This window comes from Corynebacterium sp. sy017 (assembly GCF_017918135.1).
Lineage (GTDB): Bacteria > Actinomycetota > Actinomycetes > Mycobacteriales > Mycobacteriaceae > Corynebacterium.
In genome coordinates this window covers 343,466-369,242 of sequence record NZ_RZUE01000002.1, presented here as the reverse complement: position 1 = coordinate 369,242, position 25,777 = coordinate 343,466, and the positions used below count along the sequence as shown (strand labels likewise).

Genomic DNA, 25,777 nt, shown 5'->3' with positions numbered 1-25,777 from the left:
ATATTACTTTTTAGCACGAAACTTTAATGTATCTTGATAAGGGTTATTGAACAAGGTCACTAATCCAGGACACAATCCACTCACTAGCGGTAGAACCAGGGACAACATTAGGGTTGGTCGCATACTGCGCATGAACAGCATTGCCTTGCACAAGTGACTGTGCCCCCGAAGCAGCGTCGCTAATAGCAGCTGGAGCATCACATACGGCATCCCCTGCAGCACATATTTGGAATACTCGATCACTAATGGTGCCAAAACCACCCGGACGCGGTCCACGCATACTTGCACCAGGAACAATAGGTTGCACCAGTAGTTCCACAGGATGCAACGCAAGTTCAGCTCCAACGCCACCAACAGGATTACCTACGGTTTGTCCCACACCATTCTCGCGACGACCATCAGCCACTAAAGCAATGCCACGCACCCGCTCTGCCGGGATCACCCCGGTACCAGTACCAATTTTGTTGGCAATGTCACCAGCTATGACTGCGCCTTGGGAAAAACCAGTGATGATGTAATCCGTCGTTGGGCATTGCGCTGACATATTGGCGAGTTCTTCTTCTAATAAGCGAGTTCCCTCTGTGCGTGAATCGTCATAGGACATTTCATTCATCGCGTTGATATTTCTAAACTGTGCAGGATATGGCAGAGTCCATACTTTGACTTGTTCCGCGGGGAAACGCTCCTGCAAGGGTTGGGTAATGCTGAGCATATAGGAACGAGGATTAGCAGTGGGATGTGTGGGATCATCACCGACTCGTGATTCCCAGGTACCAGGGGCAGCAATGACCTCTACTGCCGGGCAGGAATCTGATTGTTGAGATTGTTCTTGGTGTGGTTGCTCTGCTGCAGGTGGCTGCGGTTCGGCCACCTGACTACCCTGTTGCGCTCCTCGGTCAATGAACCATTTTCCCACCCCCAGGAGAATAATTCCTAGTACGACAATGGTTGCGACAACAGTAAAGAGCTTTCTCATAAGCTAGCAGTATGCCTCTCTAGCGGTTTTATCAATCTGTGCTACTAATTCAGCATACTCGAGTTTAGAGCGGTTTTGTTCAATAAGTTGCCCAGCGACAACCTTCGCTGTGGCAGCAGCAATCTGATCATCTTGCGCTTTACACACCAGTGTTCCTGCAGTAATAATTTGGTTTTCCATACCGTTCACATCAACGCCAGCCTCTTTGAGTGCATTGATATAGCGCTGATCCTCTGGCGAAAGTGCCAATACCCCAGCAGGGATCTCACTAATCTCTTGACCAGCACGATCGGATACCGCAGCACTATCCTGTGCCACTGGTGCGCTACCACTACTGCTGGTAGTAGTCGGAGTGCTGCTTGCACTTGCGCTTCTTGTCAAAGGTGGCACAGAAGTAGCGTCACTATCGGTTTCCACTGTAGCGCTACCACAAGCACTAAGCACACAAGCAGCACTGACGACGACAAGGCCACCCAAGCTAGTCCGTAGGCTTTTCGGAATCATTAGAGGCATTAGTTCTTCTCTTCCACAATACGACCATTAACTTGACGGATAATACCGCGCTCAAACTTCATTTCTTCGCCACCAGCTGGAATTGCTGCTTGATCTTCTCGTGGGAAACCATATTCGCCTTGCTCAAAGCCCTGCTTAGCCCAAGCGTCGAAGATATCACCACGTTTAATGAAATGAGCGCCTGTAGGCTCTGACCAGTACATTATGGCTTTCTCAAACTCTTGATAGCTGCCACCCTTCACAGGTATTTCGTTGGTGGTGGGCAATCCGAGAGTCTCCGCAAGCTCGCCATAGCGCTTAGCAAACTCTCCCTTGAATAGGAAGGTCTTATTTTCTTTATTGCGTAAGATGAAGCCGCCCTGGAATTGCTGAGTCAAAATGTCGTCTTTCATCACAGGCTCGGCAACTGGCAAACCAAGCTCGCCCTTTTCCCAGCCCACTGTGCCCCACGTATCCACAAAATCACGAGGTACCGCATGGGCACCAGTTTCTTCAGACCAATACACTGCGCCGCGCTCGAACACAGCAAAGCCGCCATTATCAAGGCGATTTTCTTCAGAAACCGGGAATCCTAGCCATGAGGTTGGACCACCGATCTTAGAGTAGTACGCATTGATTTTTCCTGTGAGCGCCTTTGCTCCGGTATTTTCCGACCAATACACTCGCCCGCCGACGAAATCCTCAGCTTTTCCTGCGCCAAGAGGATATTCATTATTGGTACACGCCCCTAATCGACCATCTTTTACCGCCTCAGCAATAATGCCCACAGCAGCGCAAGAAGAACCACGGTCAGCGTCGCCAAGCCCAAGGGAATCGGCGATATACGGCCATGCTTGAGCAATCTCAAATTGCCAATATGGCCAGCTATGCACTCCAGCTGGGCGGAATTTCTGCACAACCTCCACGCCTTGACGCTTAGCGGTATCGACAAAAGTTTGGGTTGTCATGCGCGACACAACCTCTAAACCACGACCAGCATAGTTTGCACGATCTGTTGCTACAGATCCTGGCTGACCAAAGTCATCACGCCCGGTACCAGCAGAAACATAGGTGGTAATGCCTCTGAGTTTTTCTACCCCCAATTTTGGATCATGGTCTTTCCAGCCCTGTGAGCCAGGCTCACCCCACATTGCAGTGGAATCATAGCCACCTACCTCTGCTTGAGCACCACGTATTGCTTCAGGCATTCCTTTGGAGGTGACGTCGAGATAGCCAGAGAAAGAACCAACAAACTTAAAGAGTTCGGGATGGTGCTCAGCAATGTTGACTGCTGCTGTAGCCCCCATAGAGATACCTGTGATTGCACGGTCGTCGTTAGTTCTAAAGCCCTCGCGCAACACTGGAATAAGCTCATTGATGAGGAAGGATTCCCACTTGTAGTTTTTGCCGTTATTTGGGGTTTGCCAATCTGCATAGAACGAGGACTCGCCGCCCACAGGCAAGATGACATTGACATTTTTATCAGCGAAATACTGTGCGATATTGGTATGGGCAGTCCAACCGTTTTCAGTGTCAGAAGCTCGCAATCCGTCTAGTGCCCACACAGCTGGGAAGGAACGATCCGGAGCGGCAAACCAATCGCGTGCCAACAACATCTGTACCTGGATTGGTTGCTCAGGCATGACAGCAGAGCGAATGAAAATAGCTATACGACGATCACTCAACCACTCTACTCGGTCAATGCTGACCCCATCAGGTAAGCCGGTAAGCACTGGATGCTCAGTTCGATTTGGTGCTTGTCCAGCATCTTGTGGTTGTGCAATTTGTGAAACTTGTGTTGCTATTTTATCAACTACTTCTTGCGCATGAACATGAGCAGGCACAATCATTGCACCAGTAGCAATGATTGTTGGTACTGCCAGTGCTTTCATCAGCACGGGCGTATGCCGTTTCATCTTCAACACAGTCTCACGCATGGTGGAATCCTTTTTCTAAAATTATGTAGACCGAACTTTATGAACTTTATTAACCTTAAGTTTAAGTTCAACTTGAAGGTTTCGGCTAAGACACACCGCAAGGATTCCGCAAACCTTGAGATACAAAAACCCGCGCCCAATAGGGCACGGGTTTCATGCGAAAATAAAGACTTAAAAATTACCAAGCATTCATAACATTCAAGATGCGGTCATGCGTCTTAGAAAGCTGAGAATCAAACTGTGCCCAGCTGTGGATACCAAGGATTGGGTAATCAGAAGTAACATTGATGCCGGTAAGGCGTGCTTTTGCTTCCCATACAAGAGTGCTTTCGCGGCTGAGAAGTTCTAATGCAGCACCATCAGCAAAGTATTGTGGTGCAGAAAGATCTGGCAAATCAGGAATACCACTTGCTGCAGAGACATAAACATCTTTACCGCGTAGTCCGTCCATGTTCCAGAATGGGTCATTCTCAAAACGTGCAGGAGAAATATAGCCACCATACATTGAGTTGATGTTAAAACCACCTACTTGAAGCAACGCAATAGCAAGAAGTGGATACATACCTGGTGAATTCATAGTTAGCACACCAGAGTAGGACAGTGCCTGACGGAATTGATCCGTATGCTTTGCAGCAAGGTTAAGAGCAGCAGTACCACCCATAGACAGACCAGCAACGGAGTTGTTATTACGCGCTACACCAAAGTTCTGCTCAAGATAGGTAGGCAATTCATTAGCTAGGAATGTTTCCCAGCGATAAACAACCCCACCTGGTAAAAATGTTGCTGGTGAGTTCCAGTCAATATAGAAAGAACCTGCACCACCAACAGGCATAACAAGAGTGATGTTATTATCTACGAATTTTGCTGGCGCATTAGAGAAGTGAGTCCATGCGTTTTCGGTATCTGTAGCACGCATACCATCAAGAAGGTAAAGAGCTGCATTACCGCCACGAGCAGCTGGCTGAATCTGTACCGGGATATTGCGCCCCATAGATGGAGAAAATACATCGCAACGCTGCACCCAATACTGAACAGCATCCCATTCACAAGTACCAGTAGCATCTGCACGCAATGCCTCACGTGGATTAGCTGAAGCAACTCCAGTACCAGCAACCATAACACTGGCAACTGTTGCCACTACAGCTAGGGCAGCAGTAGCCTTTTTCCCTGCATTACGCAGCCGAGATACAAAACTCATAATTCTCCTAGAAAATAAAACCTTGAAGCAGCTCACACCCATAATTAGGTATAGAAACTATCCCCTCGTCTTTTCTCATATCTGCATTATGATTCAATTCGTTACACAATTTTCTATTTTTTAGAAAAAGAAAACTTGAACAGAAAAATCAGTAACAGCGATGCTATACGACTTTCCCACTATAACTCACCTTTTAGGGCTAATCAACCGTCATGCACTACGCCACATAAAAACTCTATTGAAGCTGCACACAACAAAAAATCTCGTGGGGATCTACCAGACTAGCTAGCAGCTCACCACGAGAGGAATATGCGCACAGTCAGCGCAGGCAATCACGCAATCACACGATCAACCAATCAAGCAAAAGTAGGGATGATATATACAGCAGTAGCAATACACGCCACCCACGCTAGTGCAAGGATCTGGAGCGGGCGGTCAGACAGCGCCAACTCATCTGGAGCACCACCATTGCCACGGTCAACATCGGCAGCATAGCGCAAAATCGCCACGGTAAACGGCACCATAGACACTTGATACCAAACAGAAGCAGCCGAATTGTCACTGTGAGCAGCCATCTCAAAGCCCCAAAGCGAGTAGGACATCACCACAGCTGTAGCAGAAAGCGTCCAGACAAAACGCAAATATGTTGGTGTGTAGCCTTCGAGAGCTTTTCTGATTTTTGCGCCAGATTTCTCCGCGAGCAAAATCTCTGCATAGCGCTTGCCTGATGCCATGAACAAGGAACCAAAGGCAGCAACCAACAGGAACCACTGGCTAAGGTCAATACCAGCCGCAACACCGCCACCCATAGCGCGAAGCATAAACCCAGAGCTCACCAGGGCAATGTCAATCACTGGTTGATGTTTCCAGCCGAAGCAATAGCCCAACTGCAAAGCAATATACACAGAGATAACTATTGCTAAGCCATAGCTAGAGCTAGCGAGAAAACTCACCCCAATAGCAGCCACAATCAGCCCCACTGCCATGATATAAGCCAGGCTAATAGGCAAAACACCAGCAGCAATAGGTCTAAAACGCTTAGTTGGGTGCGCGCGATCAGCTTCCACGTCCCGAGCATCGTTAATCAAATAGATTGATGATGCTGCCATACAAAATACGATGAAAGCAATAAGCACATCAAGCAGTGTTCTCTTATCCAAGAGCACATCGGTACCCGCCGCCATTGGTGCAGCAAGCACCAACACGTTTTTTACCCACTGCTTTGGGCGCAATGCCTTATAGATACCGTCGATAAGATTTTTTGGTGGCTTGCGTTTTTTATTATTGTCGAGTCCTTCGGTATGTGGCTCAGAACCAATAATGGCGGTTTCTTCTGCCATTTATTTACCTCTCCCCAATCGTTCGACGGATGTAGCGGTCACAGCACCCAATGCTGCACCGGCGAGCACATCAGTTGGATAGTGCACGCCAAGAACCATACGCGACAACATCATTGCTGGCACGCCGATAAGCGGCAAAGAACTCTTGGCCAATAAGGAAATACTCACCAATGCCGCAGTGGTCGACGTGGCGTGCGAGCTTGGAAAACTCAACTTGCTTGGTGTTGCTACTCCGATTTTTATTCGAGAATCATGTGGACGCTTTCGACGCACAATGCGCTTGATAACCACACTAGCTGCATGAGAAATAAAAGCAGAGGCAATTACCTTAAGCCAAGAAGCCCGTCGCTTGCGGTCGATAAGCGCCCCAAGAGCACCTATGCCCATCCAGCCAAGAGCGTGTTCGCCAAAGTGCGACATACCACGCGCTATCTGCAGCGCCCCGGGCTTATCGACGCACCGTTTTTGTATTTCGACAAGAATGTCTGCTTCGAGTTGTTGCTTAGCCATCTACCTCTAGCCTTACTTGTGAGTATCTGCAGCTGCGTCTGCATCAAAAATCTGTGACCACGCTTGTTTAGTCGTCAGATTCGGAATTGCGTTACGGTACTGGTGCTGCAAATCAGCAAATTTCTCGGCGACTTCCTTTTGTAAATGCCAAGACTCAGCAAGCAATTCCTTCGCTTTCGCCAGGTCACGCTTGCGATACACTACGCCACGACCGTCGGCAGTAGTAACTGTGGCACCATCTAGACGCGAAAGGCTAAACCAGCGCGCCTCGATAGGAGCCAAATTCGCCTGAGGTACTTCATGGTGCTGCTTATCTTCTTTGCGCAATGAGTGCAGCAATCCCTTGGCCATCCAGGCAGCCTTGCGCGCCTGCATAAACCTACCGCCCACGAACTTAATAGGCACTCCCTGTGGCAAACCGCTTGGTTTTGGCAGCTCAGCAGCAGTAGGAAGCACAACCGCATCCGAGTAATTCTTCCGAATGGCTGCGATACGAGGCAAAGAGCTTTCTAGAATATCAAAGAGCTGGTCAGGACCTGCGAGGAAGTCTTTCATCGCCTCATTTTGGATAGCAACAGTGGAATACTCTTGACAAATAAGATGCTTGATCGTTGCTTTTCGCATACTGAGGATAATGCCCTCGACGCCCCCCTCATGATGCATTGCTGCCACGATAAGTCGATTACGCAAGTGGAAATAAGCCTGCCAGTCGATAGCGTCGTCTTTATCACTCCACGCCATGTGCCAGATTGCCACGCCCGGCCAGGTCGCAGTGCGATAACCATGCTTACCAGCACGCAAACCATATTCCGCGTCGTCCCATTTAATGAACAGTGGCAAAGGTTGCCCAATTTCTTCTGCTACAACTCGTGGAATCATACACATCCACCAACCATTAAACTCAGCGTCGATACGGCGATGCAGATCAACTGAGCTCTTTTCATGCCAAGGATTACGCTCCGATAGCGGGAACTCGGCAAAGTCGTGGTCATAGTGAACGTGTGGCGCTGAAGTCCACATGAAATCAGCGCGGTTAATGACCTCGCCCATAGTGTGCAAGTGGCTACGCTCTTGCAAATTAAGCATTTGACCACCCACAAGAATTGGCGTCTTTGCATAACGCGCAATTTGCAACGCACGCAAAATCGAGTCCGGCTCAATGGCAATGTCATCATCCATGTAGAGAATATAAGGACTCTTCTTCGCCCCCGCTGCACCAGTACCATCACTGCCCCCCAGTGCCTCATACATAATGCGTGAGTAACCACCAGACCCGCCGAGGTTGCCCTGACGGAACTCAAAGAATCGCTTGCCAAAATGAGCCGTTGCCGCAGCATAACCTGGCTCATCAGCAGGGTGCTTATTGCCCTGGTCAGGCATAATGACTGTGTCGATCACTGCATCTACCTCAGGATCGCTGGCCAATGCTTCCAAAGCAGCAACCGCATCTGTCGGGCGGTTGAACGTCGGGATACCCACGGTTACTCGCGGCTCAAATGGGCCAACCTGGGTACCATCAGGCAAAATCTGTGCTTTAGGTGCATGAGGCGCATACCAGCCAGCTTCTACAATGGTGGCATCAGTTTCAGCGGTCAGATCAAACCACAACCAACCGCCATCCTCGAAAGGTGCCAGAGAAAGCTCAAATTTGGCGGTGCCGTCGCTAACGACCTGCCCCTCCACAGCAATACGCGCGCCGTCAATTTTAGAGCGGTACACATCAACGCGCGCAGTGCCAGAGATTTCCACTTTGAGAATTACAGTGTCAAGTTGGGACCAACGTCGCCAGTAGCTTGCGGGAAAAGCATTAAAATATGTTAAGAAACTAAGTTCGTTACCAGCAGAAATGGTGACTGAATTGCGATCAGACCACGTTGCACGCTCAGTGTTATGCGAACTCTCAATCAAATACAACATCCGCACATCACGTGGCTCGCCCGCCCGTGGAAGTACAAATCGTTGCAGTTTCTCTTCAACACCCATTTATGCTGTAACCTTTCAGTTCTTGTGAGTAGCGGTAACATACAGTTCCGCTCTACCAGCGTAGTCGGTTTATACGTTCTGTTCAGTTTTGGCACGCTCTTTTAGCTTGTGAACCCACATTTTAGCTTTTCGACGTTGTGTTGAATGTGAAATGTGGGGTGGTGCTTTGTTACACCACCCCACATCTGCGCCCACACTATGCGTGCTATGCGCGTGCAGGACACACGCCTGTTTAAGAAGCAGGCTTTCACTACGCTGCTAGATGACCACCCGTAGTCACCCGCGCACCAGACTTCTGAGTCTTGCCACCAGTATTAGTCTGAGCACCAGCCTTCACCGTCTTAGCGGTCTTACCCGCAGCAGGCTCAGCCTTCACAGGCTCGCCGGACTCGGCAGGATTGGTACCAGACTGGGCAGGCTCAGCAGGGTTGGTTGGTTTCTGGCAATGCTTCACAACCTCACCAGCAATCACACCACCAGACTCACCAGGCTCAGCAGGCTTACTGAACTCAGGTTCGCTTGGTGTATCACACGCAGGCTTAACACCCACAGACTCACCACACGACCCAGCAGGCTTGTCTGCCTCAGACTTGGAAGGCTTGTCTGCCTCAGACTCAGCAGGCTTGGCAGGCTTAGAAGGCTTCTCTTCTTCTGGTTGTTCTGGTTGGTCAGGCTCCACCACCACAGCACGAGCCACATCCACATCCAACACCGGACCCTCAGAACCCGTCTCACCATCACCATACACAGGTGTCGCCTGGGCGGTTGCAATATTCACATGATCACCAGACAATGGTGCCTTCAACGATGCGTGACAGGTGAACGACTCACCAGGGGCGAGTGACTCAGGTTTATCCTCACACGTGATCTGATCCGATGGAATCACATTATCCGAAAGGTCAATGCTTTCCAGTACTGCCGAACCAGTATTCGACACCTCAAACACGATGCTCATATCCTCACCTGGTTGTACTTTCACACCAGGCTTGCTATTAGCATCATCACCATTAATCTTCTTCACCACAGTAATAGAAGGAACCTTCACCACCTTCTCAGGCTCATCCACCCACGCACGAGCAACATCAGAATCCAACACAGGATCAGTCGGACCAGACTCACCCTCCGCGTACACAGGGGTACCTTCCACCGTTGCGATATTCACATGATCACCAGACAATGGTGCCTTCAGTGTCGCGGTGCAAGTGAAACTCTCACCAGGCTTAAGTGACTCTGGTTTATCCTCACACATGATATCTTTCGCTGGGATCACATTATCCGACAATGCAACGTCACCGAGTGCCACATCACCATCATTCGATACCTCAAACACGATGTTCATATCCTCACCAGGTGACACCTTCACACCAGGCTTAGCATTCGCATCATCGTCGTTAATCTTCTTCACCACTGTAATGGAAGGCTTCTTGACTTCTTTCTGTGGTTCATCCACCCACGCATTCGCCTCATCAACATCCCGCACAGGAGAATCAGAACCAGTCTCACCATCACCATACACTGGGGTGCCTTCAACCGTTGCGATATTCACATGATCACCCGAAGCAGGAGCCTTGAGTGTCGCATGGCAGGTGAACGACTGGCCAGGAGCAAGAGTCTCTGGCTTGTTCTCACAGGTAATGTGGTCTGCTGGAATCACATTATCCGACACAGTAATGTCACCGAGTGTTGCGGAACCAGTATTGGTCACCTCAAACACGATATCCATATCCTCACCAGGTGACACCTTCACACCAGGCTTACTGTTCGCATCATCACCGTTAATCTTCTTCACCACTGTAATGGAAGGCTTCTTGACTTCTTTTTGTGGTTCATCCACCCACGCATTCGCCTCATCAGAATCACGCACAGGAGAATCAGGGCCAGTCTCACCATCGGCGTACACTGGTGTGCCTTCAACCGTTGCGATGTTCACATGATCACCCGAAGCAGGAGCCTTGAGTGTCGCAGAACACGTAAACGACTCACCAGGCTTGAGGGTTTCAGGTTTGTTCTCACAGGTGATCTGGTCTGCTGGAATCACATTATCAGTGAGGTCAATCTTTTCCAGTGTTGCGGAACCAGTATTGGTCACCTCAAACACAATGTCCATATCCTCACCTGGTTGAACCTTCACACCAGGCTTCGTGTTCGCATCATCGTCATTAATCTTCTTAATGACTGTAATAGAAGGCTTCTTCACCTCTTTTTGTGGTTCATCCACCCACGCAAACGCCGAATCATCATCAGTGACAGGAGTATCACCCACAGGATGACCCTCCTCATCAACCGGAGTACCAGTTACTGTCGCAGTATCCTTATGTGTGACACCAGAGCTTGGTGCCGGCAACGTGGCAGTACACGTAAACGACTCACCCGGTGCAAGAACCTCTGGTTTATTCTCACACACAATATCCTGAGCATTCTTAATCTGATCGTCTGTTACAGTCACGTCTTTAAGTGGTGTTTCACCCGTGTTCGACACCTCAAACGAAATGTTCAACGACTCACCAGGTTTCACAGCAACACCAGGCTCACGATTCGCATCCTCACCATTAATCAACTTCACAACCCGAACACCAGGGATCTTCACCGGCTCAACAGGAACCACCGGAACAGACGACGAAGACGTAGGAACAACAGACGACGAGGTTGATGGTGTAGGCTCAACCGACGATGATGTTGTTGGCGCAGAAGACGACGACGTAGGCTCAACCGAAGAAGAAGTAGAAGAAGTCGTGGATGATGGCGTCACCGATGAAGAAGAAGTAGTCGACGGTGCAGACGATGAGGTAGACGGTGTCACAGACGATGTTGGTGTGGTATCAGGCTTTGATGGCAACGGATCACCCGCAGCAATACCCTCCTGAGCAGTAAACGATGTAACATCGTCTTCACCGCAGGAACCATAATGAGCGCCAGTACCCGTATGCCCCTGACCAGACTTAAAACTCTCAGGATCAGTCGAATACGTCAGGATAGTGTTGTACTTCGCAGCACCAGAATACGGAGCAAACACATCAGAACCCAAAAGACCGATGTGATACAACTTACTGCTATCTAGCATTTCCTGCACTTCGGATTCAGGAACGTTACCATCCGCACCAATGGTGGTAGTAGTTTCCGCTAGCGTCAAGGAAGCAACATCTTCGCCCCAGGCGTTTTGCATGATCACAGGTTTATATAATCCAGGGATCTTATAGTCCACGTACACAGTACCATTTGCAGGATCATCATTAGATCCAATCACCTCAGGCTTATGAGCCTCCTTCCACGCCTTATAAGCATCCGCAAACAATTTACCTAAAGCAGTAGCGTCTTCTTGAGTAATTGTTTTACTGTTCCAATCGAAAGATTCACTTAGTCCATTGGTTCCTGGTTGTGCTTTTGCTTTCACACCAGCAACATCAAAGTCAGGTGGATACACATAGGCCTGTGGTGGCACAGGAGTACCAGAAGGGTACTTAGTCCCAAGGTCACCAGGCTCCCAACCACCATTCTTATTAGTAAAACCACCCTCAGCGTATGCGCCACTTGAGAAGCTATTCAACTCAACTTTCGCATCCTCAGCAAATTTCGTTATTTTCATGGGTGTTTGTGCTTCATCGACACGTACACGCACATACAAATCTTGGAAGGTTTCGTTCGCGGCACCCGCATCACCAATCGGCGGAGTCACAAACACACGACCCTTCGCACCACCGTACACACCCGCGCCCTGAGTAGCTCCCTCTCTGTCTATGTCCCAATAGCGCAAAGCCATAGTAGAGGGGTGACACTGCATCGACGGAATGGGCATACCCACAACCGTGCCCCTAGGTAGAGGATTAGCAGCTGTTTCACATTTACGCTCTACCGTGTTATGCACACTCCACACATGCTCATTACCCTGTGAATCAATCGTTGTTGCGGTAATCTTCACCGACGTAGGATCACGATCACATGAAGCTTTAGGAACCACCGTTGTTTGCGTGAATTGTGCCGTACGATTAACTAACCCCTCAGAACCAGGCAGCAACGTCACACGATAACCAGAAGGTATATTTTTAACACTAGCGATGTATTTTCCTGTCGCAGTATCCTTCAACCGCAAACTACTTCCAAGTCCAGTAGTAGCAGACTGAGGAGTCTGCTCTAAAACTTGGCTTTTCACCTCGAATTCAACATAATCTCCTGGTTTTGCGTCATCAGGGAACGCGAAATCAGCAGTCAACACAAACTCTTCTTTGTTATCAGGATCAGCGGTTACTGTCATGTTTTTAATAACAGAATCAGGCAGCTGCTTCCCCCTAGCAGTATCCGCTGCTGGTGCTGTTGTTTCATCAGCAGCCCACACCACGGGCGTGCTCAAGCCAGAGCTAGCACCACCCCAGGTACCACTGGACAATAATCCAGTAGTCATAATCACTGCACCTACCCAGCGCAGCAACCAGTGTTTCTTCCCCATGAACACTCCTTAGAAAAACCTTAAGAAAACATAAAACACCTAAAGAGTAGCCCCCCCCCCCCATAAAAATGTCCAACCGAAAAACACACCAAAAACGCACAATCACCCCCGCAAACTCACCCTAGGATGAGCGTCGAAAAGCGCTTAATGGCGCCAAATATAAGGAGTTCTTGGCATCGATCGAGGATTAAAATCTGCCAATAATTCCTGCAAAGAAGTCGCAGAACTGCCTAAGGAAAACGCTATTTCGCGCACCACGGCAGCAGGATCACCTAACTGCCTCAAAGTCACCGCCCCATCACGCTTAGCCAACCGCACACCACCATCATTGAGCACCAACGGCACATGCACATACTCCGGCACCTGTACCCCCAACAAATGCGCCACATACGCTTGGCGCGGCGCCGAACTAAGCAAATCATCACCACGCACCACCTGATCCACACCGCTGGCAGCGTCATCAACCACAACCGCCAAATTATATGCCCAATCAGGTTGCTGCCCACCACGTCGCAAAATCATGTCATCCACATCACCCGTGACAGCACCTGCATAAAAATCCTGCACAGTCCACTGGGTAACCTCAGCACGCAAACGCAACGCAGGCACCCGCCCCACCGCCGCCAACTCAGCGCGCTTATCCGCACGCTGCTGCTCACTCAACTGCCGGCACGTACCAGGATAATGCCCCGGAATCACATGAGGAGCACTCGCCGCCTGACTAATCTCCTTGCGCGAACAATAGCACTCATATACCGGCAAAGCACTCAATGCCTGCGCATAAGCGTCGTGACGCTGGGACTGATACACCACATCCCCATCCCAATCCAACCCAATGGCAGCTAAATCTTCCAACTGCCGACGCGCCGACTCCATCGAAGAACGCTGCGTATCAATATCCTCCACACGCAGCAAAAACTCCCGCGACGACCAACGGGCAAAAAGCCACGCCACAACCGCAGTGCGCAGATTACCAAAGTGCAAATCACCACTAGGACTAGGCGCATACCGACCAGCACCTGCACTTCCACCCGTAGCTGCACCATACAAAGAACTCATAGCGCCCATGCTACGCATTTATGCGACAAATATAGCTTCCGCAAGGTATTTACCCTAAACTTTGACGCGTGACAGATAACAACATCAATAACGCTACGCGCAACGACTCCGCACCGCGCTATATCCCAGTACAACGCTCATTCTACCCAGTATTCCTAGCACTCTTTGTGGCAATTTTCCTCATCTCCAATATCACCGCCACCAAAGGCGTTGCCATTGGACCACTGGTTACCGACGGCGCTTTCTTCCTGTTCCCCGCCGCCTATATTCTCGGCGACGTCCTCGCTGAATGCTATGGATTCCGTGCAGCCAGACGAGCAATCTGGACTGGTTTCTTCACCACAATCCTGGCAGTGCTCTCCTTCTACATCGCCATCTGGCTCCCAGGGGCAGACTTCTACGAAGGACAAGAATCATTCGAGGCAGTGCTCGCACTCGTGCCTCAAATCGTGCTCGCCTCCCTATGCGGCTATGCCGTCGGTCAGCTACTCAACGCATGGACGCTCACAGCAATCAAGAAACGCACCGGAGAAAAATCGCTGTGGCAGCGTCTCATCGGCTCCACTATTGTGGGCGAGTTCGGCGACACCCTCATTTTCTGCCTTATCGCAGCACCAGTAATTGGCATCACCACCATTGGCGATACCGTCAATTACATTCTGGTGGGCTTTTTATGGAAAACCCTCATCGAAGTGGTGATTATGCCAATTACATACTTGGTAATCCGTTGGGTGAAAAACCGCGAGAACTACTAAGCGACCACTACCATTGGTTTAGTGGTGATGCTTCTTTGAGCCACGTGGGGTAATCATGGGGCCAGTCTTTGGCTTGGCATGAGCATAATAACGCCCCATGAACTCCTCCTTATACTCTGCATACGTGCCATTGTTGATTGCATTGCGGATATTATTAACCAACGCAATCATAAAGCTCACATTGTGCAATGTGCATAGAGTCTGCCCCAAGTTTTCTTTCGCCTTGAACAGGTGGTGCAAATACGCACGAGTGTAATTCTCCGACACATAGCCACCAAACTCCGCATCCACCGGACTAAAGTCTCGCTTAAACCTAGAGGCAGTGATGTTAAGGCGACCGTCGAGAGTATATACACCACCGCGCCTGCCTAGGCGAGTGGGAGCCACACAGTCAAAAGTATCCGCACCTGCCTCAATGGCAGTGAATAAGTCATCAGGCTCAGAAATACCCAACAAATGACGTGGCTTTTCCTTAGGAAGCTCATCACAAACCCAACCCACGATAGTGCCCAAATTCTCTTTCTCCAAGGCACCACCGATACCAAAACCACCGAAACCGCGTCGTCCCGCCTGCTCAGCACGATCAGACAGCTCCAATAACCCACGCACTGCTTGTCGACGCAAATCCTCATACTGTGCCCCCTGCACCACGCCCCATAAAGACTGCAACGGCTTATCCACGCGCTGCCGAGTCAAACGATCATGCTCATCAAGACAACGCTGAGCCCACCGACGAGTACGCTCCACCGACTGCTCCTGATACAAACGCGTATCCAAAAGCGTGGTCAGCTCATCAAACGCAAACATAATATCCGCACCCAACTGATGCTGAATCTGCATACTCTTCTCAGGAGTAAACCGATGCCGAGAACCATCAATCACAGAACGGAAATTCACACCATCCTCATCAACATGAGCATAACGATCCTTATGCCTAGCCCGAATCTCACTCTCATGCAGCCCGACGGTATCCATAGCTAAAACTTTCTTGAACCCCACACCCAAGCTCATCACTTGGAACCCGCCAGAGTCGGTATAAGTTGGGCCATGCCAATTCTCAAACGCAGCCACCCCACCTGCCTCATCGACCACATCAGGGCCAGGCTGCAAATAGAGGTGATAGGCATTGGACAATACTGCCTGAGCACCAGTCTGACGAATCTGCTCAGGAGTAAGCGTCTTTACCGTAGCTTTAGTGCCGACAGGGATAAACGCAGGCGTGGCAATGTCACCATGCGGAGTGTGAATAACTCCAGTGCGCCCATGCTTGCCGGGGGCGTCGAAAAGCTCTGTTTCTAGCGTGAAAGTAGTGTCAGGCTTTGTAATCTCAGGGGTTTCTGTGTTTTTTATGTTCTCTGAGTTCTCTGAGTTTTCTGTATTTTCTGGGGTCATGCAAGTGTCGCTTTTCTCTATTCTGTATTTCTTAATTTTCTTATTTTGTGATGTTCGGTTCTTAGATTCATAGTAACGATACCAGCCTAGCGACATTGATGGGACGCGGTCTGAGGGGTGAGGAGGTTGGGTGATTATCAAAACACATATAACTAATTTCGTCGAAACAATCTCGACACTATCCCCCCTTTTCCTAGCACCTACAGCATTTTATACCCCTTGCCTAGGTAAGGGGTATAATTTTCTCTCACATATATAGCATAATGAACCAATAGCCACCCAAAACACCTAGAAAGCTAACCCATGACCAACACAACACTTCTTCCCGACACTGAGCACTACCTCTCCATCTCCGAAGTATCCTCGCAGCTGAGCGTATCCATAGACACTCTGCGACGTTGGGAAAAGAAAGGACTCATTAAAGGGCAACGCAACGCCAATAATCACAGAGTTTTTAAGGTACAGGAGGTACAGCGCCTCATGTCCAAAATTAATGGATCAAGCACAGAAAATAATTACAAAATCCTGCGTGCATCCTCATCGGAGTTTAGTTCTATTGACCTTTTTGCCGGAGCTGGTGGCACTGCGTTAGGTCTATCTCACGCAGGTTTCCAGCACCTGTTAGTCAATGAAATGGACAAACACGCCGTCGCGACGCTCAAAGAAAACAAACCTGAATGGAATATTCTTCACGACGACGTACACAATGTTTCCTTCCATAATTACAAAGGAAAAGTAGACCTCCTTGAAGGTGGATTCCCCTGCCAGGCTTTTAGCTACGCCGGACAGAAAAAAGGGTTTGCAGATACTCGCGGAACTCTATTTCACGAGTTCGCCAGAGCTGTATCAGAATGTAAACCCCGGATTGCTGTCGGAGAGAATGTGCGTGGACTAGTGACCCATGATAAAGGGCGCACCCTAAAAGTAATGCTCAAAACCCTCCAGGACATTGGTTATACAGTTGCCTGGAAAGTCCTACGTGCACAATACCTTGATGTTCCACAAAAACGTGAACGGCTTATCATCATTGCAGTACGCAATGACTGCGACTACCCAATCCTATTTCCACAAGAAAAGGACTACACAATTAGCCTTGCTGAGGCAATTGGGGATGCTCCTCAAAGCGAAGGCGCTCATTATGCCGACTGGAAATACGATGTAATGAAGCAAGTGCCACCCGGAGGATACTGGCGCGATTTACCCGATGCAGTACAGCGCGAATATATGAAAGCGAGCTACTTCCATTCAGGTGGAAAAACAGGAATGGCAAGGCGCCTGTCTTGGGACGAGCCCTCCCTCACGCTGACATGCAATCCTGCACAAAAGCAGACAGAACGGTGCCATCCAGAACACACCCGCCCTCTAAATGTAAGAGAGTATGCAAGAATACAAACTTTCCCTGACGAATGGGTTTTTAAGGGGGGAATGACCCAAGCATATAAGCAGATTGGTAATGCAGTGCCTGTGAATATGGCTTTTCATATCGGCATGGGCATACGAGCCATGCTAGAGGGGACGGTTCCCGAGGGATACGAAATAGCTACCCCTGAGAAGCCTATTGAACAAGAAATTACCGAACAACAGGCCGATCAGTTAGGTAAGCAGACTCTGCTGGAAGTGTAGCGTCTATAAGACTATCCACATCATCATCTGTAATTTTCAGGTCTCGGTTTTCCTTGAGAATCTGGTGAATTGTTTCAGCCATAACTTCTGGAAAATCGAGATAAACATTTCTCAGACCCTCTGGGTCACCCGTCACCAAATGATAAGCAGACACACCATCAATGTGCCGCACTTGTTCATCTATGGTTCTATTAGACACTTTCCATGGTTCGTCATAAGCATTCTTTTTCGCGGGAATTATCTCAATCAGATAAGAAACGTACTCTTTCCTACCGTTCAGAACGTACGCATTTTTAAGACGATCAAACACCCCAGGTTTTTCGCTACCTTTAATAGTGTTATGACGCATCTTCACCTCAGCTAATACTTTCCTATCACCAGCAAGAGAAATTTTATGCTCAGATCGAATGTCAAAGCCACCGCCAGATGAACCAGTGCTCGACCAACCCGGTGCGCTACCTAGAACATCTTGATGAAATAAACCAATGGCGTTTTGCAGAGTTTTAGTCAGAGCGACCGCAGCATTAGCTTTCCGCAATTCCTCAATTTCCATGTCCATGAGCAAGCCCTGGCCAAGGATAAGCGTCGGTTCAGCATTATTGCCTTGAAATTTTCCTGCTTGATACTCACGAATAGCTTTTCCGAAACGGTTGTGTGCAATAGAAATCAGTGTTTCGTGTTCAATCCACTGGCAGTGATACGCAGGACTCATAAAACCTATTCTATGCGTTTTTGTCTTCGATCTCCCTACAACAACACGATAACATTCACAATGTTCAGCTCCTTTTACCTCAGTAACCAACTCAGCAAAGCTCAGTAATCTCTGGGCAAACCCAGGATGGCGAAGGGCTTTCCAGTATGCGGATCTGTGGTGAAACAGACGGATACCCCAAATACTTCACGGATCAGCTCCGGTGTGAGCACCGCGTGCGGTTCCCCACTAGCGTAGATTTTCCCTTGGTTTAGCACCATAACATCATCGGCATAAGCAAGTGCATGGTTAATGTCATGCACCACAAGAATTGTTGTGCATTGATGCCGGCGAATAAGCGCCATGATGGATAATTCCGCATGAATATCCAGATGGTTTGTAGGCTCATCCAGAATGATGACCGGTGCCCGTTGGGCCAGAGCACGAGCAATAAGTACCCGTTGTTGTTCCCCACCGGACATATCAGCAAAAGATTTCTGTGCTAATTCCTGGGCTTTTTCTTCTGTTCCCGCCACGTCCAGCAGTGCCTGGCGGATAATTGCGGCATCTCGCCGCGAGCGCGCATGTTTATCTACTTTCCCACGCTCGCCATGTGTGACCTCGTTTTCTTCGCATGAATACTGTACTCTCCGAGCGGTTTTCAGATTGGTTTTCACGTTTGTTGTTCGCGCGAAATACCGCCCCATTTCCACAATCTCATAACCATTAAAACCAACCCCTTCACCGTGATATTGAGTCACAACAGCGCGCTGTGCCGCGGATTCCGCAGCAGTGATATCCCAAATATTCACATCACCGCTATACACCGCCCCTGTAGTGGGTTTCAGGCTGCGATACAACGCCCGTAGAAAAGTGGTTTTACCGCACCCATTCGGGCCAATAATGGCGGTAATTTTCCCAGGTTTCAGGCAGGCACTGATGTTGTCGATAATGCGGTGGTCATTGACTGTAATTGTAAGTTTATCGACGCGCATCTGTGCGGCGTGGTTAGCCTGTTCCCCACTCATACATTTCCTCCTGCGTTGCTTCTTTTCAGTAGCCATAGGAAAAATGGTCCGCCCAGCGCTGCGCTGAAAATGGTCAGTGGGTATTCATTTGGAATATCAATCAGACGAGCCACAACATCAATAAGAACTAAAACTATCGCTCCTATCAGCAGGGATAGTGGAAGAACTTTGCGGTAATCAGAACCAACAATAAAACGCACGCAATGTGGCACGATCAGCCCAATGAACCCCACACAGCCAGCTAGTGTTACTGCCATGCCCGTGAGAATTGCCACCACAATAATCAGCTGTACTCGCAGAACATGGATGTTAATACCTAAAGCATGAGCGTCTTCATCACCCATGGACAACACATTGATTTTCTTTGCCTGGGTAAAGAGATATGCAATGCACAATCCCATGCACAGCGTAGGCAATGTTAATGCGCTTAATTTTTGTACTCCCGCCACGCTACCGAGTAGCCAAAATAAAATGCCATGAATTTCACCCGGCTGCGCGGTTAATTGAACAAGCGTGGTTCCAGCCAGAGCAATCTGCCCCACCCCTACACCGGCTAAAACAATGCGGGCACTGGTGAATTTCCCATGCTGCTGCGCCAGATATAAAACTAGGCATAAACTAACTCCCGCACCTAACAGAGCAGCCAGCGGCATACCAAGATTACGTAACCACACTGCACTGCTGGAGGTCATCGTAAGTACCGCTGCAAGAGCAGCACTGTGAGACACACCCAATGTGTAGGGGTCTGCCAAGGGGTTGCGCACCATCGCCTGCAAAACCGCGCCAGATACTGCTAAACCGGCCCCAACCAGTGCTGCAGCCAGCACACGTGGCAAGCGCAGCTGCCACACGATGGTATAGGCCAAAGGATCCTCAGGTATTCCGCTGCGCCCCAACAGACGATGGCTTAGAGCTTGAACTACCTGATCTACACTCAGTCCAACAGAACCCCACAGCACACCAACCAGCATAAAAACCAGCAGGATGCACAGGATTATCGCGCATAACAAAGCAAAAGGCACTCTTTGGAAAACACGTTTATGCACAAGTGCCCCTAGTTTTTCTTTCCACCATAACCTCGGTCATAAGCTGTGTGCTCAAAGCCCTGTAATTAAGCCATGCGCCTCCTCATCAAGCCGTACAGCTCAATGATTCAGCACTTATTCCAGTGCTTATCCAGAGAAAGCCTCTGGGTAAGCAACCTTGGCAATTTTTTCTATTGCATCAGCATGAGCAGGCCCCAAATACAAGCCGTCGGAAGCACCCACAAAAGTATGTGTGCGGGAGGCTTTCCACTGTGGATATGCCTCAAATAGTTTCTGGGCTTCTTCCTCCGCCGTTGTTCCCTGAGCCCCCGTGGTGCCAATAATCAACACATCTACATCTGCTGCGGCTAATTGCTCTGGGCTAAGTGTCATGGTGATGTCAGGATTTCCCGCGAATGTTGGGCTACCACCAGCTTTTTCAATCACATTATCGTAGATTCCACCACTCATCACCGCAGGTAATCCCTGGGCATTCATGGCCGCCATTTCTGGGAAAACAATCAACATTTTCTTTGGGCTAGTGCTGCTGGACGTAGCCGCTAATTTTTCCTCCACCGCAGCAATACGTTGATTCATCTGGGTCACCAGCTCTTCTGCCCTATCTTCCACCCGGAAAATCTTTCCCAACAGTTTTAGATATTGGGCAGAATCTTCCACGCCAGCCTTAAGATATTGCTCCTGTTCCTGGTCTGTCACATTTTCCGTTTTCCCTAGAGCACAGTTAGCTGGAGTAACGAGGCTTTTTATACCCACTTGCTGCAAAGTCTCACGGGAAGCAAAACCTTGACGTTCATTAAAGCCACCAGAATACGTAGATAGCACCAAATCTGGTTTACGGCTAAGCACCTGCTCCGCAGGAATATCAAATGCCGCATTCATCTCCAGATTATCCTTCGGCAACGCAGCTACTTTTTCCGCCATCCCCGAAATATCTGAAACGCTCCATCCCTGGGCATTAGCAATAATTTTGTCCCCCAACCCCAAACTAATCATGCTTTCCGCTTCCCCCACGGAAGCACCATTCATAATGAGTACTTTCTCTGGAGCCTGTGGAAACTCCATGCCATAACCACAGTTATTAACCTTTACTACACCAGCTTCGGATGCAGAATTCTTATCATTTTTATCCTCAGCTCCACAGCCTGCCAACAGCAAGGATGCAGATATAACAGCAGCGTATGCAGAACGCTTCAGTGCTTTATTCATAGCGTTTATCATAATCTGCCATCCACTCCACTTGTCACCATCATCCCCCCGATAGCTATCGACGCTACCCATAGCAAAAACTCCCCCTAGCTTTCCGTTTGCCACTATCCACTCCATACGCTCATACCCTGGTATGAGAATCTTCTCACTAAAATCCTACTTTCGTCCGAGTACTTTTCCCAGCTCACCGACAAAAATACCCCATATGAGTTCTCCTATTCCTACCCCCGCAATCACATTCACCCATATTTCTAAGCAATTCAGTAAAAACCCTGTTCTGAAAGACATAAACTTCCACATCACCCCCGGTCGCGTCCACGCCTTGCTTGGCCGCAATGGTGCCGGAAAATCTACATTGCTATCCATTCTGTTAGGCCTACTACCTGCAGATTCCGGCAGTGTCACTATTCATGGTGAGGAGTTAAGCAGAGAAAAGCTGCGCACCATTGGCGCCTCTATCAACGGTCCTGCGTTTTATGGTCATTTGTCTGCGCGGAATAATCTACGCGTGCACACAAGCCTTCTGGGCTTAGACCCCAGCGAAGCAGACCGAGCTTTAGAAACAGTTGGCTTGGGGTCAGTTGGGAAGAAGAAAGCAGCGGCCTTTTCCACTGGCATGAAAGCACGTTTGGCTTTAGCCCAGGCGATTCTTGGCGACCCGGAAATTTTGATTTTGGATGAGCCACAAAATGGTCTTGATCCGCAGGCAATTGCGCAGCTTCGGGAATTGTTGCGCGCATGGGCGGCTAGCGGTGGCACTGTGCTGGTTAGTTCGCATCAGTTAGGTGAAGTGGCACACCTAGCCGATGATGTCACAGTGCTTGCCGACGGCAAGGTCATGTATTCCGGAACACTGCATGGTTTGGTTCCTGAGGGCAATCTTCGTGATCTTGAGGCAGAGTTTTTCCGTTTGACCAGCTCCGGAGGTCAGAATGTCTAAATCATTTCCGGCACCACACAAACCTCGCTATCTCCAGGCTGAGTTTTTACGCGCCCGTGGCAGCGCTGTGATGTGGCTACCATGTGCCGCTTTCCCGTTGATTACGCTGACCTATTTTCTTTCTGGTTATACTGCCCCCACTACCGATGCCACTGGCGTGCTGATGTGGCAAACAATGTACCTCACCGGCATAGCAGCCCCACTCATGGCGATTTTTGCCTTGAGTGCAGAGCAACGGGAGGCACACGCACGCCAGGGCGGCACTGCGTGGTTGCCTATCAGCCAGCCTGCACAGCGTTGCGCCCGGTTCTGCGTGGTGGCAAGTAGCGTATTCGCATTTCATGTTTTTAATTTTGGTGGCAGCTACCTTATTTGTGTTTTTGCCCAGCGTGCTCATGCAGAGCGGATTGCGTTCCTTGGGTGTGTGGCTTTTCTGGCATCGCTTGGGGTGCTTGGTGTGGCGTCGGCGGTGACGCGGCGTACCCATCTGGTTATGACTGTGGTGGTGTTTATTGCGTGGCAGATTATTGGCACTGTCACTGCTGAGCAACTTGGCAATGGTTGGGTGTTTTCGCCTATGGCGTGGTCTGTGCGCGCAGTCTTGCCGATTTTGGGTGTGCATTACAATGGCATGGCTCTAAGCCCTGACGATCCGCTTACGGTGGAAAGCCCCTGGGTTGCTGTATCTCTGTGTATAGTATTGGCTGTTCTGGGGGTCATTATGGCGATTATCACGCCGGAGAAATCTCCCGGGCGAGCAGCCCGACGCACGAAACACGGCACACCACCTGCTCTTTCTCCGATAGATGAGAGTGCGACAGTTCCTGCTGGTGTGTATCGTCCCGTATCTTTTAATCGCCGACGCCCAGCCCATTTCCATGCAGCTGTTATCGCACTGAACAGGGCGTTATTCACACCAGCCATAGCCTCTTGCCTGGGGTTAAGCATCCTGCTGCTGGCTACTGTTGCTGTGGTTTATCCCGCTAGTTATGTTCATGGCTTATGGACTTTTGCGCTGCTGCCAATTGGTTGCGGCGTGTTACCGGTGTTAGCGTGGCAGTCCTTATCGAAAGCCTGGGCGTTGATGTATATGGAGAACCCGCGGTGTGCGAGCGCGCTGCTCATGTGGCTTGGACTATGTATTGGTGTGATGAGCACTGTGGCATCACTGGCTGGTGTATGCGCTGGTGGAACGCATGGTGATGAATGTCGGCGTTGGCTACTATCCAGCATTGTTGGCTTCATCATCTGCGTTGCTTCTCTGCTCATTGCGGTGTTTGTGTCATATGCTGCGGCGTTGGTACTGACGGTGGTGTTAGCCATAGTGTCTCTCACGCTTGGTGGGGATGTCTTGGCACACTCTGCTCTGTGGATGGCAGCCATGCCAGCGTGGGTTGAGATTGCGGATACCTCTGCACGGCTGATAAGAGCTATTCCTACTGCAGTGCTACTCGGTGTGGGCTTGGGTTTTACTGCGCAGTATTGCCTAGGGAAAGCGGTATTTAAGCTGCGGAAATAGCACAAAATAGTACGTTACGGCGCTTCTCTAAAGTTGCCAGCTAAGCCGTAATCCATTTTGAGATTCTTTAACTATTACCGAATATATATTCATGTTGCATGTTTCTTACATGAAAAAACAAGACCTTATTAAAAGAAAACAAATCCACAAAAGTTGGCATCCACAGTGACTATAGATCCCACACCGTCAATAAAATAACACGACTGCCTGTTCAACAATATCTACACAAAATAGCTCTTCTCATAGTCACAGAGCTCAAAGTGAGTACAGCTTAACTCAAGGTTCGCCAAAACCATGTAAGACTCAAAACCACCCCCATGATACAGGCAAAATAAAAACCAGCCCCCCCCCCATAACCTGAGAAAACATTAAAAAATAAAGCGTAAGCAGCATAAATAATACATAATTGCAGGCACCGTACACTTCACCGGAAAGGAAAGAATATGACTAAAAAAGGAAAAATTATTGCAGGCGTAATAGGCGGTCTAGTTGTATTGGCAGGAATTGGTGCAGCAATCGGTGGCGATGACAATAAAGAAACCACCATAGCCCAAGAACAAAAACCAGATCAAGCAGAAGAAAAAATCGAAGCAACGCCTGAAAGCAATACCCTCACCTATGTACTTGAATCTGACGGTGCACCGATTAATGCAAATTACATTGTAGAAGGAGCGAATGTAAGCCAAGAACAAGGCGTAGAATCAGGCTGGACAAAGGATCTCGAATTTGAGAATAAATGGAAAGCCATAGGAACAAACGTTATGGGACAGTTGCAAGGTTCTGGCTCTGTTACCTGCAAAATTCTATGGAACGGTGAGGTAATATCCGAAAATACCTCTACTGGTGACTACGCTGTAGTGACCTGCACTTCTGACACAGAAAAGATGTAGTTAATCACACCACTATACTGATCTTGATTCTTAACTTTTAATCAATACTGAAGTTGTCAGGAAAAAGATGAAAAGGAAGATAAAAAGATTTTGAGTACGAAGAGAGGATTTGGTGCTTGAGCATAGTTTTGGCTAGGCTGTTCTGCGGTAGCGTGTCCGAGCGGCCGAAGGTGCTCGCCTCGAAAGCGAGTGTTGGGTAACCCCCAACCGCGGGTTCAAATCCCGCCGTTACCGCCAAAAATCCCTCTAGTTATTTACTAACAGAGGGATTTATACACTTTAGAAAGTAGATTTCCAGCAATCACTGAAAATACGCTACTGTTACGTGAGATTAAGATATCAAACCCACCACTAGAACCTACCCAAACCACCCCTCACCACCAAAAACCTTCACCACCAAAAAGAAAAAGAATATGCCCCGCATAATGCGAGGCATATTCATAGGTTGTATCTCGAAGGCTAAAAATTAGTCTTTCTTAAAAGCACCAAGAACCTTGTTCGCTGCATCTTTTACAGCTTCACCGGCGTTAGATAGTGCTTCTTTAGCGTCAGCCTTAACCTGGTCCGCCTTGCCTTCGTTAGCAAGATCATCGTTACCAGTAACGTCGCCAAGACCTTCTTTTGCCTTACCGAGAGTATCCTCTACTTTGTTCTCGAAATCACTCATAATGTTCTCCTAAAAGAATTAGTTGATATACCGTACTCTCCCGAGTGTAGCCACTTTTGCGCATCAATACCGCGATAATCCAGG

The 25,777-nt window shown here is 49.1% G+C and carries 20 protein-coding genes and 1 tRNA gene; 6 read left to right on the top strand and 15 right to left on the bottom strand.

Annotated features, from left to right (window positions below; translation table 11 throughout):
- Window positions 1-43 precede the first annotated feature (43 nt).
- From EML15_RS05130 to gluQRS, 9 genes are all read right to left on the bottom strand, one after another.
- The gene (locus EML15_RS05130; RefSeq protein ID WP_144273779.1) at window positions 44-976 is read right to left on the bottom strand and encodes a cutinase family protein; all 933 of its coding nucleotides are present in this window, start codon (window positions 974-976) and stop codon (window positions 44-46) included.
- 3 nt (window positions 977-979) lie between these two features.
- On the bottom strand, window positions 980-1,480 hold the full coding sequence (locus EML15_RS05125) for a DUF732 domain-containing protein (RefSeq protein ID WP_144273778.1): 501 nt from the start codon (window positions 1,478-1,480) through the stop codon (window positions 980-982).
- 8 nt (window positions 1,481-1,488) lie between these two features.
- Complete coding sequence (locus EML15_RS05120) at window positions 1,489-3,405, bottom strand: alpha/beta hydrolase-fold protein (protein WP_144273777.1); 1,917 nt, start codon at window positions 3,403-3,405, stop codon at window positions 1,489-1,491.
- A 178-nt stretch (window positions 3,406-3,583) separates the two neighbouring features.
- Window positions 3,584-4,603 carry an alpha/beta hydrolase family protein gene (locus tag EML15_RS05115; RefSeq protein ID WP_144273776.1) on the bottom strand — a complete coding sequence of 340 codons (1,020 nt, stop codon included), beginning with the start codon at window positions 4,601-4,603 and terminating at the stop codon, window positions 3,584-3,586.
- Window positions 4,604-4,959: 356 nt separating this feature from the next.
- Complete coding sequence (locus EML15_RS05110) at window positions 4,960-5,943, bottom strand: decaprenyl-phosphate phosphoribosyltransferase (RefSeq protein WP_144273775.1); 984 nt, start codon at window positions 5,941-5,943, stop codon at window positions 4,960-4,962.
- On the bottom strand, window positions 5,944-6,453 hold the full coding sequence (locus EML15_RS05105) for a phosphatase PAP2 family protein (RefSeq protein WP_144273774.1): 510 nt from the start codon (window positions 6,451-6,453) through the stop codon (window positions 5,944-5,946).
- A gap of 12 nt (window positions 6,454-6,465) precedes the next feature.
- Entirely contained in the window at window positions 6,466-8,436 is a 1,971-nt protein-coding gene (locus tag EML15_RS05100) for a glycosyltransferase (protein ID WP_144273773.1), read from the bottom strand.
- A gap of 250 nt (window positions 8,437-8,686) precedes the next feature.
- Window positions 8,687-12,877, bottom strand: a complete 4,191-nt coding sequence (locus tag EML15_RS05095) for a hypothetical protein (protein ID WP_144273772.1) — start codon at window positions 12,875-12,877, stop codon at window positions 8,687-8,689.
- A 144-nt stretch (window positions 12,878-13,021) separates the two neighbouring features.
- The gene (gene gluQRS / locus EML15_RS05090) at window positions 13,022-13,936 is read right to left on the bottom strand and encodes a tRNA glutamyl-Q(34) synthetase GluQRS (RefSeq protein WP_144273771.1); all 915 of its coding nucleotides are present in this window, start codon (window positions 13,934-13,936) and stop codon (window positions 13,022-13,024) included.
- 68 nt (window positions 13,937-14,004) lie between these two features.
- Here gluQRS and EML15_RS05085 point away from each other — a divergent pair, with 68 nt between their 5' ends.
- Entirely contained in the window at window positions 14,005-14,691 is a 687-nt protein-coding gene (locus tag EML15_RS05085) for a queuosine precursor transporter (protein ID WP_144273770.1), read from the top strand.
- 18 nt (window positions 14,692-14,709) lie between these two features.
- On the opposite strand, the gene tgt is transcribed toward EML15_RS05085, so the two are convergent.
- Window positions 14,710-16,083 (bottom strand): tRNA guanosine(34) transglycosylase Tgt, encoded by a 1,374-nt coding sequence (tgt, locus tag EML15_RS05080; RefSeq protein ID WP_144273769.1) that lies wholly within the window; start codon window positions 16,081-16,083, stop codon window positions 14,710-14,712.
- A 303-nt stretch (window positions 16,084-16,386) separates the two neighbouring features.
- Between tgt and dcm the strand changes: the two genes are divergently transcribed.
- Window positions 16,387-17,706, top strand: coding sequence for a DNA (cytosine-5-)-methyltransferase (gene dcm, locus EML15_RS05075; protein ID WP_144273768.1), 1,320 nt, complete (start codon window positions 16,387-16,389; stop codon window positions 17,704-17,706).
- Here dcm and EML15_RS05070 read toward each other — a convergent pair.
- The 4 genes from EML15_RS05070 to EML15_RS10140 form a co-directional block, all read right to left on the bottom strand.
- Window positions 17,654-18,418 carry an Eco47II family restriction endonuclease gene (locus EML15_RS05070; protein ID WP_144273767.1) on the bottom strand — a complete coding sequence of 255 codons (765 nt, stop codon included), beginning with the start codon at window positions 18,416-18,418 and terminating at the stop codon, window positions 17,654-17,656. The two genes, dcm and EML15_RS05070, sit on opposite strands and share 53 nt — an antisense overlap.
- Window positions 18,419-18,519: 101 nt before the next feature.
- Window positions 18,520-19,425: an ABC transporter ATP-binding protein gene (locus tag EML15_RS05065; protein ID WP_185967180.1), complete on the bottom strand. Its 906-nt coding sequence runs from the start codon at window positions 19,423-19,425 to the stop codon at window positions 18,520-18,522.
- The gene (locus EML15_RS05060; protein ID WP_144273765.1) at window positions 19,422-20,471 is read right to left on the bottom strand and encodes an iron ABC transporter permease; all 1,050 of its coding nucleotides are present in this window, start codon (window positions 20,469-20,471) and stop codon (window positions 19,422-19,424) included. Before EML15_RS05060 ends, EML15_RS05065 begins: the two co-directional genes overlap by 4 nt.
- Before the next feature lie 126 nt (window positions 20,472-20,597).
- Window positions 20,598-21,782, bottom strand: coding sequence for an ABC transporter substrate-binding protein (locus EML15_RS10140; RefSeq protein WP_185967179.1), 1,185 nt, complete (start codon window positions 21,780-21,782; stop codon window positions 20,598-20,600).
- 100 nt (window positions 21,783-21,882) lie between these two features.
- On the opposite strand from EML15_RS10140, the gene EML15_RS05050 reads away from it, so the two are divergent.
- The 4 genes from EML15_RS05050 to EML15_RS05035 all read left to right on the top strand — a co-directional run bounded on the left by EML15_RS05050 (window position 21,883) and on the right by EML15_RS05035 (window position 25,263).
- The gene (locus EML15_RS05050; protein ID WP_144273763.1) at window positions 21,883-22,617 is read left to right on the top strand and encodes an ATP-binding cassette domain-containing protein; all 735 of its coding nucleotides are present in this window, start codon (window positions 21,883-21,885) and stop codon (window positions 22,615-22,617) included.
- Window positions 22,610-24,136: a hypothetical protein gene (locus EML15_RS05045; RefSeq protein ID WP_144273762.1), complete on the top strand. Its 1,527-nt coding sequence runs from the start codon at window positions 22,610-22,612 to the stop codon at window positions 24,134-24,136. Before EML15_RS05050 ends, EML15_RS05045 begins: the two co-directional genes overlap by 8 nt.
- Window positions 24,137-24,579: 443 nt before the next feature.
- Window positions 24,580-25,026, top strand: a complete 447-nt coding sequence (locus EML15_RS05040) for an MmpS family transport accessory protein (protein WP_144273761.1) — start codon at window positions 24,580-24,582, stop codon at window positions 25,024-25,026.
- Window positions 25,027-25,172: 146 nt separating this feature from the next.
- Window positions 25,173-25,263 (top strand) — tRNA-Ser (locus tag EML15_RS05035).
- 229 nt (window positions 25,264-25,492) lie between these two features.
- Here the strand turns inward: EML15_RS05035 and EML15_RS05030 are convergent.
- A complete protein-coding gene (locus EML15_RS05030; protein ID WP_144273760.1) occupies window positions 25,493-25,693 on the bottom strand; it encodes a CsbD family protein in 201 nt (66 codons plus the stop codon).
- Between the last annotated feature and the right edge of the window lie 84 nt (window positions 25,694-25,777).

Excerpts from the sequence above, each read along its gene's own strand:
- tgt (WP_144273769.1), bottom strand. The coding sequence starts at position 16,083 with ATGACCCCAGAAAATACAGAAAACTCAGAGAACTCAGAGAACATAAAA.
- EML15_RS05110 (WP_144273775.1), bottom strand. The coding sequence starts at position 5,943 with ATGGCAGAAGAAACCGCCATTATTGGTTCTGAGCCACATACCGAAGGA.
- EML15_RS05095 (WP_144273772.1), bottom strand. The coding sequence starts at position 12,877 with ATGGGGAAGAAACACTGGTTGCTGCGCTGGGTAGGTGCAGTGATTATG.
- EML15_RS05070 (WP_144273767.1), bottom strand. The coding sequence starts at position 18,418 with ATGAGTCCTGCGTATCACTGCCAGTGGATTGAACACGAAACACTGATT.
- EML15_RS05115 (WP_144273776.1), bottom strand. The coding sequence starts at position 4,603 with ATGAGTTTTGTATCTCGGCTGCGTAATGCAGGGAAAAAGGCTACTGCT.
- EML15_RS05045 (WP_144273762.1), top strand. The coding sequence starts at position 22,610 with ATGTCTAAATCATTTCCGGCACCACACAAACCTCGCTATCTCCAGGCT.
- EML15_RS05105 (WP_144273774.1), bottom strand. The coding sequence starts at position 6,453 with ATGGCTAAGCAACAACTCGAAGCAGACATTCTTGTCGAAATACAAAAA.
- EML15_RS05065 (WP_185967180.1), bottom strand. The coding sequence starts at position 19,425 with ATGAGTGGGGAACAGGCTAACCACGCCGCACAGATGCGCGTCGATAAA.
- dcm (WP_144273768.1), top strand. The coding sequence starts at position 16,387 with ATGACCAACACAACACTTCTTCCCGACACTGAGCACTACCTCTCCATC.
- EML15_RS05050 (WP_144273763.1), top strand. The coding sequence starts at position 21,883 with ATGAGTTCTCCTATTCCTACCCCCGCAATCACATTCACCCATATTTCT.
- EML15_RS05100 (WP_144273773.1), bottom strand. The coding sequence starts at position 8,436 with ATGGGTGTTGAAGAGAAACTGCAACGATTTGTACTTCCACGGGCGGGC.
- EML15_RS05125 (WP_144273778.1), bottom strand. The coding sequence starts at position 1,480 with ATGATTCCGAAAAGCCTACGGACTAGCTTGGGTGGCCTTGTCGTCGTC.
- EML15_RS05120 (WP_144273777.1), bottom strand. The coding sequence starts at position 3,405 with ATGCGTGAGACTGTGTTGAAGATGAAACGGCATACGCCCGTGCTGATG.
- EML15_RS05040 (WP_144273761.1), top strand. The coding sequence starts at position 24,580 with ATGACTAAAAAAGGAAAAATTATTGCAGGCGTAATAGGCGGTCTAGTT.
- gluQRS (WP_144273771.1), bottom strand. The coding sequence starts at position 13,936 with ATGAGTTCTTTGTATGGTGCAGCTACGGGTGGAAGTGCAGGTGCTGGT.
- EML15_RS05030 (WP_144273760.1), bottom strand. The coding sequence starts at position 25,693 with ATGAGTGATTTCGAGAACAAAGTAGAGGATACTCTCGGTAAGGCAAAA.
- EML15_RS05130 (WP_144273779.1), bottom strand. The coding sequence starts at position 976 with ATGAGAAAGCTCTTTACTGTTGTCGCAACCATTGTCGTACTAGGAATT.